Origin of the sequence: Mesorhizobium sp. M0437 (assembly GCF_040321335.1) — a bacterium.
GTDB lineage: Bacteria > Pseudomonadota > Alphaproteobacteria > Rhizobiales > Rhizobiaceae > Mesorhizobium.
In genome coordinates this window covers 31,962-44,911 of sequence record NZ_JAMYRK010000001.1, presented here as the reverse complement: position 1 = coordinate 44,911, position 12,950 = coordinate 31,962, and the positions used below count along the sequence as shown (strand labels likewise).

Genomic DNA, 12,950 nt, shown 5'->3' with positions numbered 1-12,950 from the left:
CTGGAGCGCAAACGGAAAGGGCCGAGCTGCACGATGACTTTCAAAAAAAATTGGAAAATACTAGGCTGATCATACGCAGCCACATGAGAGCCACGGAAGCCGCATGGCCTATCTCGACAACATCGCCGTTTTCGTCCGCGTCGTCGAGCTCGGCAATTTGTCGGCGGCTGGGCGCGACATGCGCATTTCGCCCGCGGTCGCCTCTAACCGGATCAAGGAGCTCGAGAAGCACCTGGGCGTCAGGCTGTTCAACCGCACGACGCGACAATTGATGCCGACCGAGCACGGCACCGTGTTCTACTCTGGCGCCAAGCAGGTGCTGGAGGCGGTCACCGAGGCGGAAGCGGCGGTCAGCGCGCTATCCGGCCAGCCGCGCGGCACCATAAAGGTGACAGCGCCGCTCGGCCTCGGGCGGCGGCTGGTAGCATCCGGAATCCCGGATTTCCACGACAGGTACCCAGATATCGAGGTGCGGCTCCGGCTTTCCGATCACAATGTCGATATCATGAAGGAAGGCATCGACGTTGCGTTCCGGCTGGGCATCATCGAGGATTCCAGCCTCAGGATGCGCGGCATCATGGACTGCGAACGCGTGCTGGTAGCGGCTCCGCAATATCTGGACGTGCGCGGCGAGCCGACCGAGCCGCAGGAGTTGATCGGCAAGAAACACGATTGCCTGATGCTGCGCTATTCCGGCGCGCGCGAATATGTCTGGACACTGCAGACGCCGAATGGGCCGCAAAAGTTCGAGGTGCACGGCCCCTACGATACCGATGATGGCGACGTGCTGACCGGCTGGGCGCTGTCCGGCCGCGGCATCATCAACAAGCCGCGCTTCGAGGTCGAGCCGTTTATCCGCGACCAGCGGCTGAAGGTGATCCTGAGCAACACGCCGCCGACGCCGGTGCAGTTCGCCGCCGTCTACCCGCACAAGAAGCTGCAGGATCCGAAGGTGCGGCTGCTGCTCGATTTCATGGCCGAGCGCTGCCAGCGGCTGATCAGGGATATTCTGGCCGGCAAATGATCGTCGGCTGGCCGGTTGCTTTGCGTCCAGCCGGCGAGATAATTCTCAAGGAATCTCGCTCAACAGGGAAAAGCGATGGCCAACGGCGCCACAATGTGTCTCGCCGTTTCACTGTCTCCGGAAGCCGCCCCTTCCCATCCGCCCGACGCCGCCCCGGACTTCAGTCTGCTGACGCGGTTCGTGCAAGAAGCCGAAGCGGCCGGTCTGGACATGGTGTTGCTGGGCGATTCCGCACCGGTTGCAGGCTGGCCGAACCGGCAAATGCGCTTCGAAGCAACCACCTTGCTGGCGGCGCTGGCGACGGTGACAAGCAGGATCGGCCTCGTCGCCGCCGCGTCGACGGTCGCCCACCAGCCCTATAATCTCGCGCGCCGTTTCGCCTCGCTCGATATCATCAGCCATGGCCGCACCGGCTGGAACGCGAGCATGATGCCCGACCCGCGCGAGGCGGCCAATTTCAGCCGGCCGGAAGGGTTTTCCTGCGACGATTTCCGCCTGCGCGCTGATGAATTCATCGGCATCGTGCAAGGCTTGTGGAAAGGCTGGGACGCAGACGCGCTGCTGTTCGACAAAGTTGGCGGCCGCTTCTTCGATCCCGAGAAGATGCACCTTCTCGACCACAGGGGCGAATACTTTTCCGTGCGCGGGCCGCTCAACGTGGCGCGGTCGCCGCAGGACACGCCGGTGCTGGTCATGTCCGGCCTGTCCGAGCCCGCCATGTATATCGCCGCCCGCACCGCCGATGTCGTCCTGCTGGATGAGCCATCGATCGAGCCGGCGAAGGCTGGCGATCTGAAGCGCCGTGCGCTTGCCTTCGGGCGCAGGCCGGAGGCGCTGAAAGTGCTGATGAACGTTGTCGTGGTTGCCGAAATAGCCGCCGCCCCGGACCTGTTTGCGGATCGGCTCGAAGAGTGCTTTCGCTCCACAGCTTGTGACGGTTTTAACATTCTCATGCCGCGGATGGTAGCGCTCGACAATTTCGTTGATTGCGTGCTGCCGGGCCTTCGCCGCCGCGGCCTTGTCCGGTCCGGCTACAGCGCGGCGACACTGCGCGCCCATCTCGGACTTGCCGGGGAGGATCGGCAATGAGTACCGGTCTACGGCAGATGAAGCTCGGCGCCTTCCTGTGGGCGACAGGCCACCACATCGCCGCCTGGCGCCATCGGCAGGCGCATGTCACGGCCGGCATCGACATCGATCACTACATCCAGCTGGCGCGGACGGCGGAAGCGGCGAAGTTCGACATGATCTTCTGCGAGGACGCCGCCGGCGTGCGTGAGGCCAATGTCGATATCGCCAGCCAGACCTCACGCTCGATCGGCTTCGAGCCGATCAGCCTGCTTGCCGCGCTCGCGGTGCAGACGGAGCGCATCGGCCTCGTCTCAACGGCGTCGACGAGCTATAACGAGCCTTACGGGCTGGCGCGAACCTTCCTGTCGCTCGACCACCTGAGCGGCGGCCGTGCCGGCTGGAACCTTGTCACTTCCGCCAGCCAGATCGAGGCCGCCAATTTCGGCTCGACCGGTCTGCGCCCGCATGCCGACCGCTACGAACGCGCGCGCGAATTCGCTGCCGTGGTTGCTGGCCTTTGGCAAGGCCAGGGCGGACACGAAGGCAGAAGCTTTTCGGTGCGCGACCCGCTCGATCTGCCGCGCTCGCCCCAAGGTGCGCCGGTCATGGTTCAGGCGGGAGCGTCGGACGAAGGCCGCGATCTCGCCGCCCGGACCGCCGATGTGGTGTTCACTGCGGCGCAGACATTCGAGGAGGGGAAGGCTTTCTACGACGACCTCAGGGGACGGCTGGCGGCCTATGGGCGCGAGCCGGACGACCTCAAGATCATGCCTGGCGTCGCGCCGGTGGTTGCGGCAAGCGAAGCGGAAGCCCGGGCAAAACATGACGAACTGCAGGAGCTGATACCGGACGATATCGGTGCCGCGCTGCTTTCCAGCTATCTCAGCATATCCGATCTCGCGCGCTATCCCATCGACGGACCGCTGCCCGAGCTGCCGGCCAGCGAAGGCATGCAGAGCCGGCAGGCGCTCGTCATCGAGCAATCCCGCCGCGACAAGCTGTCCATTCGCCAGCTTGCCCGTCATTTCGCCGGCGCGCGCGGTCATTGGCGCGTCGTCGGAACTCCGGCCCAGATCGCCGACCAGCTCGAGGCACGCTTCGAGGGCGGCGCCGCAGACGGTTTCAACGTCATGCCATCCTATTTTCCCGGCCAACTCGAAGCCTTTGCCACGCTTGTCGTGCCAGAGCTGCAGCGGCGCGGGCTTTTCCGGAAGGATTATGAAGGCAGCACGCTGCGCGACCATCTGGGCTTGAAAACGCCGGCGTAAACGACGCGCGGAACGAAAGTCGGAGATCGCCGTTTTGGGATGCTGTGCCGCGGCGATGAGGGCGTCTGCGCGCATATTCGATTGACCATCCCAAACTTCGCCCTCTTTTCAAACCAAGCGGACGCAACCGCCACAGGAGCCGATCATGGATGCCATCGCCACCCGCAACGACCTGCAATCCAATGCCAAGAAAGAGTGTATCGATCTTCTCAATGCCCGCCTCGCCGACGCCATCGATCTGGCCTTGATCACCAAGCAGGCGCACTGGAACGTCAAGGGACCGCAATTCATCGCCATCCACGAGATGCTCGACACGTTCCGCGAGGAGCTCGACGGCCATGTCGACACCATTGCCGAGCGCGCCGTACAGCTCGGCGGGACGGCGCTCGGCACATCGCAAGAGGTGTCGAAGGCGACTATGCTCAAGGCCTATCCGACCGACATCCACAAGACCCGGGATCATCTGGCGGCGCTGATCGACCGCTATGCCGCAACCGCCAAGCGGGCACGCGCGGCGATCGACGAGGCGGCCGGCGCGGGCGATGCCGACACCGCCGACATCTTCACCGCCTATTCACGCTCGCTCGACAAATTGCTGTGGTTCCTTGAGGCGCACACGCAGGAGAACGAATAGCCAAAACGTCAGCCAGCCATCGCCTTGCGGTGAGGGGCTTTGGACTGAGCGGACGGTGCCGCCGCATGGCCGGCCAACGCCGTCATAATCTCGGCCGCGGCGAGCGCTGCAATGACTTGCGGGCGCTTGTCTTTCACCGCATCGCCGCCGATCGGCGAGACGAGGCGGGCAAATTCCGCCTCGCTTCCGTCCGCCGACTTAAGGAACCAGTTCCGGAAGGTCGCCTTCTTGGTCCTGGAGCCGATCATGCCGACATAGGCGGCATCGCGGCGTTTCAGCGCCTCGGCGACGATCAGGAAGTCCAGCGCATGGTCATGTGTCAGGACGACGAAGGCGGATCCAGCCGGGGCTTCGCGCACCATCGCCTCAGGCATCGGCGTCAGCTTGGTTTCGACCGCTTCCGGCATGCCTTTGAGCGCCTCGGCTCGCGTCTCGACAACGACGACATGCACCGGCAGCAAGGCCATCGCGGAGGCCAGCGCCTGGCCGACATGGCCGCCGCCGAGGATGTAGACATGCGGTCGCTGCGCTTCCTCGGTTTCCGCCGCCGCAACCAGCTTGGCTTCACGCGCGGGGTCGACTAGCTGGATCAGCAGCTCGACCCTGCCGCCGCAGCACTGCCCGATGTCTGGGCCGAGCGCGATGTCGAGGGTGGCGCGGATATCCCTCCCCCTTGAGGGGAGGGTGGCGGCGAAGCCGCCGGGTGGGGTCGCCGCGGCAGTGCTCGACGCGCTGGCGGTACCTTCTGAAACGACCCCCTCTGGCCGCTCCGCGGCCATCTCCCCCTCAAGGGGGGAGAAAAGCATCTGTCGCGCTTTGTCGATCGCCATGTATTCGAGCTGGCCGCCGCCGATCGTACCGAAAGTGGCCGATCCTGAGACGAGCATGAAGGCACCCGTCTCGCGCGGCGTCGAACCTTTTGTCCGGGCCACCTCAACGAAGGCGACCCGGCCGGCGCCGGCAAGAAAGGCTTTCAGGCTCTGCACTTTCGCGTTCATCATTTGCGTTCCCTATCGGGAAATATAGAGTTTTTCGGCCTGAATTGCACGTTTTCCGGGATTCAAGTGCCGGTTTTGGCTTCCCGCTTCAGCCGTTCGATCGCCATCAGCACACGCTCCGGCGTGGCCGGCGGGTCGAGGCGCGGGCAGATCTTGTGGCTGGCAACGCTCGCCACTGCGTCCGACAGCGCATGCAGCACCGACATTGCGAGCGGAAAGGGCGGCTCGCCGACCGCCTTGGAGCGGTACACCGTCGGCTCGCCTGCTTGCGCCCAGTCGGCCAAAGTCACATTAAAAATCTTCGGCCGGTCCGACGCGAGCGGGATCTTGTAGGTCGATGGCGCATGGGTGCGCAGCCGCCCCTTGTCGTCCCACCACAGTTCCTCCGTTGTCAGCCAGCCCATGCCCTGGATGAAGCCGCCCTCGATCTGGCCGAGGTCGATGGCGCGGTTCAGCGAGCGGCCGGTTTCGTGCAGGATGTCGGTGCGCTCGACGATATATTCGCCGGTCAGCGTGTCGACAGACACTTCCGAGCACGCGGCGCCGTAAGCGAAATAGTAGAAGGGATGGCCCTCGCCCTTGTCGCGGTCCCAATGGATTTTCGGCGTCTTGTAGAAACCCGCCGCAGAAAGCTGGATGCGCGCCATATAAGCCTGCCTGACGAGATCGGCGAAGGCGATCTCCTGGTTGCCGATGCGCACGCGGTTGGGCAGGAACAGCACCTGGTCGCGCGGCACCTGGTATCTCTCGACGGCAAAATTGGTCAACCGGTCCTTGATCTGGCGGGCGGCATTCTGCGCCGCCATGCCGTTGAGGTCGGAGCCGGAAGACGCGGCGGTGGCCGAGGTATTCGGCACCTTGCCGGTCGTCGTCGCGGTGATCTTGACCTGATCGAGGTCGATCTGGAACTCTTCCGCCACAACCTGCGCCACCTTGACATAGAGGCCCTGCCCCATCTCGGTGCCGCCGTGGTTCAGATGCACCGAACCATCGGTATAGACATGCACCAGCGCGCCGGCCTGGTTGTAATGGGTGGCGGTGAACGAGATGCCGAACTTGACCGGCGTCAGCGCCAGTCCGCGCTTGATGAAGCGGCTGTTGGCATTGAAAGCATCGATGGTGCGGCGGCGCCTCGCATAGTCGGAACTCGCCTCCAGCTCGGCGACGATGCGGTGGATGATGTTGTCCTCGACCGTCTGGTGGTAGGGAGTGATGTTGCGGTCGCTGGTGCCGTAGAAATTCTTCTTGCGGATTTCGAGCGGGTCCTTGCCGACGGCAAACGCGACTTCGTCGATGACGCGCTCGGCGCCGACCATGCCTTGCGGGCCGCCGAACCCGCGAAAGGCGGTGTTCGATACCGTATTGGTGTAGAGCGGCGCCGATTGCGCGTGCACCGCCGGCCAGAAATAGGTGTTGTCGCAATGGAACAGCGCGCGGTCAGTGACCGGGCCGGAGAGGTCGGCCGAGAAGCCGCAGCGCGCCGCGAACATGAAATCTACGCCCAGAATATTGCCTTCGTCGTCGAAGCCGACCTCGTAGTCGACGAGGAAATCGTGGCGTTTGCCGGTGGCGATCATGTCGTCGTCGCGGTCAGGCCGGATTTTCACGGCCCGATGATGTTTCTTCGCGGCGATAGCGGCCAATGCCGCAAACTGATTGCCTTGCGTTTCCTTACCGCCGAAAGCGCCGCCCATCCGGCGGATTTCCACCGTCACCGCATGGCTCGGCACACCCAGCGCATGGCTGACCATGTGCTGGATTTCGCTCGGGTGCTGGGTCGAGGAATAGATGGTGACGTCGTGGTCCTCGCCGGGGATGGCCAAGGCGATATGACCTTCGAGATAGAAATGCTCCTGGCCGCCTATGCGCATTTTTCCCTTCAGCCGGCGCGGCGCCGCATTGATCGCAGCCGCTGCATCACCGCGCCTCAGCGTCAGCGGCGGCGTGACCAGCTTATCTTTCCGGGGATCGAGCTCACCGACATCGGCGACGAACGGCAATTCCTTGTATTCGACCTTGGCCAGCCTCGTTGCACGGCGCGCCTGCTCGCGGGTTTCGGCAATGACGCAGAAGATCGGTTGGCCAAAGAATTGCACCTTGCCGTCGGCCAGCACCGGCTCGTCGTGACGGCCGGTCGGCGAAATGTCGTTCTCGCCTGGCACGTCGCTCGCCGTCAGCACGTCGATGACGCCGGGTGCGGCGCGCACCGCCGACAGGTCCATGCTGGTGATGGTGGCATGCGTCGCCGTCGAAAGCCCAAGGCAGCCGTGCAGCGTGCCGGCCGGTTCCGGCATGTCGTCGATATAGACGGCCGTGCCACTGACATGCTTGTGCGCGGAATCATGGCGCTGGTCGGTGGCGACGCCGCCGGCGATTTTTTGCGCCTTCAGGTTTGGCGTGGCGTGCTTGTTCATCATGCCGCCTCGTGCCGTGATACCTGGATCGGCGCCCGGGTGCCGGTGGTTTCGGCAAAGAAGCGCAGCAGCAGGTTGCGCGCCGCCAGCGCCCGGTATTCGGCGCTTGCCCGCATGTCGGTTAGCGGCGTGAAATCGCCGGCATACGCGGCCATCGCCGCCTCGACCGTCGCTTCCGTCCAGGGCTTGCCAAGCAATGCCTTTTCGACGCCAAAGGCTCGCTTCGGCGTTGCCGCCATGCCGCCATAGGCGATGCGCACATCCGCCACCGTGCCATGCTCGGCGAGCTTCAGGAAAAACGCGCCTAGCGCTGCTGTGATATCTTCGTCGCGGCGCTTGGTGATCTTGTAGACGGCAAATTTCGTCTCGCTGCCCGGCACCGGAACATGCACGGCCTCGACGAATTCGCCGGGCTGCCGGTCCTGCTTGCCATAGGCGATGAAAAACTCCTCGAGCGGGATCGTTCGACGCTTGTCGCCGCGGCGCAGCGTCAGGCGGGCACCGAGTGCGATCAGCGGCGGCGGCGTGTCGCCGATCGGCGAACCGTTGGCGATATTGCCGCCGATGGTGCCCATGTTGCGCACCTGATCGCCGCCGATGCGGTCGAACAGCGGGCCGAGCGCCGGGATGCGTTTCGCCAGCGTCGAGAAGGCTTCGCTATAGGTGACACCGGCGCCGATCGAGATGACGCCCTTGTCCTCGGAAATCCCGCACAGACCATCGAGATTGCCGATGAAAACCGCCGGCGCAATATCGCGCATGTGCTTGGTCACCCAAAGGCCGACATCGGTCGAACCCGCGACGATAGTGGCGCCCGGCTCCTTGACGAGTACGCTGGCCAGATCGTCGGCATTGGCCGGCACGATCAGCCGCTTGTTGCCGGAGCCGATCTCAATGCGCGAACCGTCCTTCATCGCTTCGAGCTTGGCCGTGACTGCCTTGCGCTCCGCCGCCAACGGATCCTTTGCCGCCGTGCCGTAGCTGGAGATGGCACGTGCGGCGCGCATGATCGCCTCGTAGCCGGTGCAGCGGCAGAGATTGCCTTGCAGCGCCTTTTCGATGGCGGCGTCCGACGGCTCCGGCGCCCGCATCCACAGAGCATAAAGCGACATGACGAAACCCGGTGTACAGAAGCCGCATTGCGAGCCGTGGAAATCGACCATGGCCTGCTGCACGGGATGCAGTTTTCCTGCGTCGCCGCGCAGATGCTCGACGGTCACGATATGCGTGCCGTCTAGCGAGCCAAGGAAGCGGATGCAGGCATTGACGCTTTCATAGACCAGTGTTCCACCGGAGAGCCTGCCGACCAGCACCGTGCAGGCGCCACAGTCGCCCTCGGCGCAACCTTCCTTGGTGCCGCGCAGCGAGCGGTCGAGCCGCAGCCAGTCGAGCAGGGTCTGGTCGGGTGCAATCGTGCCGAGCGCGACGTCCTCGCCATTGAGGATGAAGCGGATTTCGTTGCGTGTCTTGATCCCTGCCATCTCAGCTTCCCCGGTAGGTCGAATAGCCGTACGGCGACAGAAGCAGCGGCACATGATAGTGCATCGGCTCGGCCATACCGAAGCGGATCGGCACATGGTCGAGGAAGGCCGGTTCCGCCAGTTTTGTCCCTTGCCCGCGCAGATAATCGCCGGCCGCAAAGACCAGCTCGTATTCGCCGGTGCGGAATTCCGCGCCGGCAAGCAGCGGAGCATCGCAACGGCCGTCATGATTGGTGACGACCGTTTTCAGATGCGTCCGGGCCTGACCGTCAAGATGATAGAGCTCGATCGACAGACCGGCCGCCGGTTTGCCGGCCGCAGTGTCGAGGACGTGGGTCGTCAGGCGCCCGCCTTCGGCTTTCGACGTTTCCGCCACTGGCTGCTCCATTCCCTGAACGGTCGAACACTATTCATGAATTGTGCGCCAATTAAAGGCGATGCATAAGTCCCGGTCGAGCGGAGCGCGACAAAAACACTTTCAAAAATTTCGGGGGAATGCGCCGGCACTCCTTTCGACTATCCTGATCACAATTTCCGGCAGGAGCGAGAATGCGTTACGAACGAGACATGCGCGGCTACGGAGCCAATCCGCCGGATCCGAAATGGCCCGGCGGGGCGCATGTCGCGGTGCAGTTCGTCGTCAATTACGAAGAGGGCGGCGAGAATTGCGTCCTGCACGGCGACAAGGCTTCGGAGGCTTTCCTGTCGGAGATCGTCGGCGCCGCGCCCTGGCCCGGCCAGCGCCATTGGAACATGGAATCGATCTACGAATACGGCGCCCGAGCCGGCTTCTGGCGATTGCTGCGCCTGTTCAGCGAGGCACAGGTGCCGATCACCTGCTATGGCGTCGCCACGGCCCTGGCGCGTTCGCCCGACCAGGTTGCGGCGATGCAGGAGGCCGGCTGGGAGATCGCCTCGCACGGGCTGAAATGGATCGACTACCGCGACCATACCCCGGAAGACGAGCGCCGCGACATGGAGGCGGCGATCCGGCTGCATTATGAGGTGACAGGAGCGCGGCCGACCGGCTGGTACACCGGCCGCACCTCGATCAACACGGTGCGGCTGGCGGCGGAAGAGGGCGGCTTCGACTATGTGTCGGATACCTATGACGACGAGCTGCCCTACTGGTTCGAGCAAGTGGTGCCGGATGGCACGGCGAAACCGCAGCTGATCATACCCTACACGCTCGACGCCAACGACATGCGCTTTGCCACGCCGCAGGGCTTCAATTCGGGCGACCAGTTTTTTGCCTATCTCAGGGATAGTTTCGATACGCTCTATGCCGAGGGCAAGGCAGGGCGGCCGCGTATGATGAACATCGGCCTGCACTGCCGCCTGGTCGGCCGCCCGGGCCGGGTCGCGGCACTGAAGCGCTTCATCGACTACGTCAAATCGCATGACAAGGTCTGGCTGGCACGACGCATCGACATTGCAAAACACTGGCAGGAGACGCATCCGTTCCGGTTGCCGGCGCTGCGCCCGTCGAAAATGGAATTCGAGGCCTTCGTCCACACATTCGGCGGCGTCTTCGAGCATTCGCCGTGGGTTGCCGAGCGCGCTTATGAGCTGGAGCTCGGCCCGGCCCATGACAGTGCCGGCGGCCTGCACAACGCGCTCTGCCGCGTGTTTCGCGCGGCCAGCGAGGCCGAGCGGTTTGCCGTGCTCAATGCCCACCCCGATCTTGCCGGAAAACTGGCACAGGCCAAGCGGCTGACGGCGGAATCGTCGAGGGAACAGGCTTCGGCAGGGCTCGACGCGCTGACCGAGAAGGAGCGCGAGCTGTTCGCAAAACTCAATGCCGCCTACGTCACCAGTTTCGGTTTCCCCTTCATTATTGCGGTGAAAGCAAAGACCAAGGCGGAGATCCTGGCCGAGTTCGAGGCGCGTATCGGCAACAGCCACGACGTCGAATTCGAAACCGCCTGCAGACAGGTCGAGTGCATCGCGCTGCTTCGTCTCAAGGACATGCTTCCGCAATAGGCTTTGGCTGCCGCCATATGCCCTGGCTTCCGCAACAGGCTTGAATTTATGGATATGATGAAAATGGCCGAGCGAACCTATTATGCGCCGCAGGGCGGACATCCCGGCCAGAGTGAATTGCTGACCGGCCGCGCTGTGTTCACACAGGCCTATGCCGTGATCCCCAAAGGCGTGATGCAGGACATTGTCACCAGTGCTTTGCCGTTCTGGGATGGGACACGCGTCTGGGTGCTGTCGCGGCCGCTGTCGGGTTTTGCCGAGACGTTTTCGCAATATATCGTCGAGCTCGCGCCCGGCGGCGGCAGCGACCGCCCCGAGCTTGACGCCGCCGCCGAAGGTGCCCTGTTCGTAGTCGAAGGCGAGCTATGCGTTTCGCTTGCCGACAAGAAACATAGCTTAAGGCCGGGCGGCTTTGCCTACCTGCCGCCGGCGAGCGGGTGGACGGTGCGCAATGAAAGCGGTGCCGCCGTCCGCTTTCACTGGATCCGCAAGACTTATGACGCAGTCGACGGCATCGACCAGCCGCAAGCGTTCTTCGCCAACGAACAGGAAATCGCGCCGACGCCAATGCCGGGTACCGAAGGCCGATGGACGACGACGCGCTTCGTCGATCCGGCCGACATGCGCCACGACATGCATGTCACCATCGTCACGCTCGAGCCTGGCGCGGTCATTCCCTTCGCCGAGACGCACGTCATGGAACACGGGCTCTATGTGCTGGAGGGCAAGGCGGTCTACCGTCTCAACCAGGATTGGGTCGAAGTCGAAGCCGGCGACTATATGTGGCTGCGCGCCTTCTGCCCGCAGGCTTGTTATGCCGGCGGGCCGGGCAAATTCCGCTATCTCCTCTATAAGGACGTCAACCGCCACGCCAAGCTTGGCAGCGCCGGCGTCGTGAGACCCACACCATGACCCGCATCGTCGCGCGGCCGCTGACCCGCGAGAATTTCGCCGAATTCGGCGACGTCATCGATATGGGCGGCGACAACCATTATCCGATCAATGGCGGCAAGGCTGAGCGCTACCATGACCTCGCCACGGCGGAAGCACGAGGGCCGAATGCGCGCGTGCTGATCTCGATGGTGCGTGGCACGCCCTATGAGCTGCCGTTGAAGCTTACCATGGTGGAGCGCCATCCGTTTGGCAGCCAGGCCTTCATCCCGCTGTCACCACGGCCGTTCCTGGTCGTCGTCTGCCATGACGGCGAAGAGGGCCCGGGCGAGCCGCATGCCTTCATCACCGCGCCCGGGCAAGGCATCAACTATCCGCGCAATCTGTGGCACGGAGTGCTGACGCCGATCGGCGATGTCCAGGATTTTGTGGTCGTCGACCGCGGCGGCGACGGCTCCAATCTCGAAGAGTGCCATTTCTCGCACGCCTACGAGATCGATCTTCCCGACGGGATTAGATGATGACCGACATTTCGCTGATCGACCGACTGCTCGACGTCATCGAGCACGACATCGTGCCGAAGACCGTCGAAGGCGTCGCGCACGGCAATAAGCTGTTCGGCGCGGCCATTCTGCGCAAGGACGACCGCTCGCTGGTGCTTGCCGAAACCAACAACGAGACCGAAAACCCGCTCTGGCACGGCGAGGTGCATTGCCTGAAGCGCTTCTACGAAATGCCTAAAGCCGAACGCGTCGACACCAAGGACGCGATCTTTCTTGCCACGCACGAACCCTGCTCGCTCTGCCTGTCGGCGATCACCTGGACCGGCTTCGACAATTTCTTCTATCTGTTCAGCCACGAAGACTCGCGCGACAGCTTCGACATCCCGCACGATTTGAAGATCCTGAAAGAGGTCTTCACCCTCGATCCCGGCGGCTACAATGCCGAGAATGCCTATTGGAAGAGCTTTTCGATCCGCAAATTGGTGCGCTCGCTGCCCGATGCCGAGCGCGAGCGGCTGGAAGCGCGTATCGGCGCAATATCAGCGCGCTATGACGAATTGTCCGCCGCCTATCAAGCAAGCAAGGCCGAAAACGACATACCGCTGAATTGACGCGGATTGACCAGCCGAATTCGTTGACTGGCCCATGACGCGCTCTCACGGGCTCCATCATCTGGCGCTCCT

12 protein-coding genes are annotated in these 12,950 nt (G+C 63.5%); 8 read left to right on the top strand and 4 right to left on the bottom strand.

What is annotated here, in order from left to right; translation table 11 throughout:
* Positions 1-103: 103 nt before the first annotated feature.
* The 4 genes from NKI72_RS00205 (at position 104) to dps (ending at position 3,997) form a co-directional block, all read left to right on the top strand.
* Positions 104-1,024, top strand: a complete 921-nt coding sequence (locus NKI72_RS00205; RefSeq protein ID WP_352452229.1) for a LysR family transcriptional regulator — start codon at positions 104-106, stop codon at positions 1,022-1,024.
* A gap of 75 nt (positions 1,025-1,099) precedes the next feature.
* A complete protein-coding gene (locus NKI72_RS00200; protein ID WP_352830249.1) occupies positions 1,100-2,113 on the top strand; it encodes an LLM class flavin-dependent oxidoreductase in 1,014 nt (337 codons plus the stop codon).
* Positions 2,110-3,363 (top strand): LLM class flavin-dependent oxidoreductase, encoded by a 1,254-nt coding sequence (locus tag NKI72_RS00195; RefSeq protein WP_352830246.1) that lies wholly within the window; start codon positions 2,110-2,112, stop codon positions 3,361-3,363. The genes NKI72_RS00200 and NKI72_RS00195 overlap by 4 nt, the downstream gene beginning before the upstream one ends.
* A 145-nt stretch (positions 3,364-3,508) precedes the next feature.
* Positions 3,509-3,997, top strand: a complete 489-nt coding sequence (gene dps / locus NKI72_RS00190; protein WP_352830244.1) for a DNA starvation/stationary phase protection protein Dps — start codon at positions 3,509-3,511, stop codon at positions 3,995-3,997.
* Positions 3,998-4,005: 8 nt separating this feature from the next.
* Here the strand turns inward: dps and xdhC are convergent, their stop codons facing one another.
* The 4 genes from xdhC to uraH all read right to left on the bottom strand — a co-directional run bounded on the left by xdhC (position 4,006) and on the right by uraH (position 9,266).
* Positions 4,006-4,995 carry a xanthine dehydrogenase accessory protein XdhC gene (gene xdhC, locus NKI72_RS00185; protein WP_352830584.1) on the bottom strand — a complete coding sequence of 330 codons (990 nt, stop codon included), beginning with the start codon at positions 4,993-4,995 and terminating at the stop codon, positions 4,006-4,008.
* Positions 4,996-5,057: 62 nt separating this feature from the next.
* Positions 5,058-7,409: a xanthine dehydrogenase molybdopterin binding subunit gene (gene xdhB / locus NKI72_RS00180; RefSeq protein WP_352767441.1), complete on the bottom strand. Its 2,352-nt coding sequence runs from the start codon at positions 7,407-7,409 to the stop codon at positions 5,058-5,060.
* The gene (gene xdhA / locus NKI72_RS00175; RefSeq protein WP_352830241.1) at positions 7,409-8,890 is read right to left on the bottom strand and encodes a xanthine dehydrogenase small subunit; all 1,482 of its coding nucleotides are present in this window, start codon (positions 8,888-8,890) and stop codon (positions 7,409-7,411) included. Before xdhA ends, xdhB begins: the two co-directional genes overlap by 1 nt.
* Position 8,891: 1 nt before the next feature.
* Positions 8,892-9,266: a hydroxyisourate hydrolase gene (gene uraH / locus NKI72_RS00170; protein ID WP_352469857.1), complete on the bottom strand. Its 375-nt coding sequence runs from the start codon at positions 9,264-9,266 to the stop codon at positions 8,892-8,894.
* Between the two features lie 173 nt (positions 9,267-9,439).
* On the opposite strand from uraH, the gene puuE reads away from it, so the two are divergent.
* The 4 genes from puuE to NKI72_RS00150 all read left to right on the top strand — a co-directional run bounded on the left by puuE (position 9,440) and on the right by NKI72_RS00150 (position 12,878).
* Complete coding sequence (puuE, locus tag NKI72_RS00165; RefSeq protein WP_352830238.1) at positions 9,440-10,873, top strand: allantoinase PuuE; 1,434 nt, start codon at positions 9,440-9,442, stop codon at positions 10,871-10,873.
* 63 nt (positions 10,874-10,936) lie between these two features.
* Entirely contained in the window at positions 10,937-11,785 is an 849-nt protein-coding gene (locus NKI72_RS00160) for a bifunctional allantoicase/(S)-ureidoglycine aminohydrolase (protein ID WP_502898520.1), read from the top strand.
* Positions 11,782-12,285 (top strand): ureidoglycolate lyase, encoded by a 504-nt coding sequence (locus NKI72_RS00155; protein ID WP_352767343.1) that lies wholly within the window; start codon positions 11,782-11,784, stop codon positions 12,283-12,285. Before NKI72_RS00160 ends, NKI72_RS00155 begins: the two co-directional genes overlap by 4 nt.
* Positions 12,285-12,878: a nucleoside deaminase gene (locus NKI72_RS00150; RefSeq protein WP_352540356.1), complete on the top strand. Its 594-nt coding sequence runs from the start codon at positions 12,285-12,287 to the stop codon at positions 12,876-12,878. The genes NKI72_RS00155 and NKI72_RS00150 overlap by 1 nt, the downstream gene beginning before the upstream one ends.
* The last annotated feature ends 72 nt before the right edge of the window (positions 12,879-12,950 follow it).

What these genes read in the sequence shown, in the direction of transcription:
- NKI72_RS00195 (WP_352830246.1), top strand. Translation starts at nt 2,110, where the DNA reads ATGAGTACCGGTCTACGGCAGATGAAGCTCGGCGCCTTCCTGTGGGCG.
- xdhB (WP_352767441.1), bottom strand. Translation starts at nt 7,409, where the DNA reads ATGAACAAGCACGCCACGCCAAACCTGAAGGCGCAAAAAATCGCCGGC.
- puuE (WP_352830238.1), top strand. Translation starts at nt 9,440, where the DNA reads ATGCGTTACGAACGAGACATGCGCGGCTACGGAGCCAATCCGCCGGAT.
- NKI72_RS00200 (WP_352830249.1), top strand. Translation starts at nt 1,100, where the DNA reads ATGGCCAACGGCGCCACAATGTGTCTCGCCGTTTCACTGTCTCCGGAA.
- NKI72_RS00155 (WP_352767343.1), top strand. Translation starts at nt 11,782, where the DNA reads ATGACCCGCATCGTCGCGCGGCCGCTGACCCGCGAGAATTTCGCCGAA.
- NKI72_RS00205 (WP_352452229.1), top strand. Translation starts at nt 104, where the DNA reads ATGGCCTATCTCGACAACATCGCCGTTTTCGTCCGCGTCGTCGAGCTC.
- dps (WP_352830244.1), top strand. Translation starts at nt 3,509, where the DNA reads ATGGATGCCATCGCCACCCGCAACGACCTGCAATCCAATGCCAAGAAA.
- NKI72_RS00150 (WP_352540356.1), top strand. Translation starts at nt 12,285, where the DNA reads ATGACCGACATTTCGCTGATCGACCGACTGCTCGACGTCATCGAGCAC.
- xdhC (WP_352830584.1), bottom strand. Translation starts at nt 4,995, where the DNA reads ATGAACGCGAAAGTGCAGAGCCTGAAAGCCTTTCTTGCCGGCGCCGGC.
- xdhA (WP_352830241.1), bottom strand. Translation starts at nt 8,890, where the DNA reads ATGGCAGGGATCAAGACACGCAACGAAATCCGCTTCATCCTCAATGGC.
- NKI72_RS00160 (WP_502898520.1), top strand. Translation starts at nt 10,937, where the DNA reads ATGGCCGAGCGAACCTATTATGCGCCGCAGGGCGGACATCCCGGCCAG.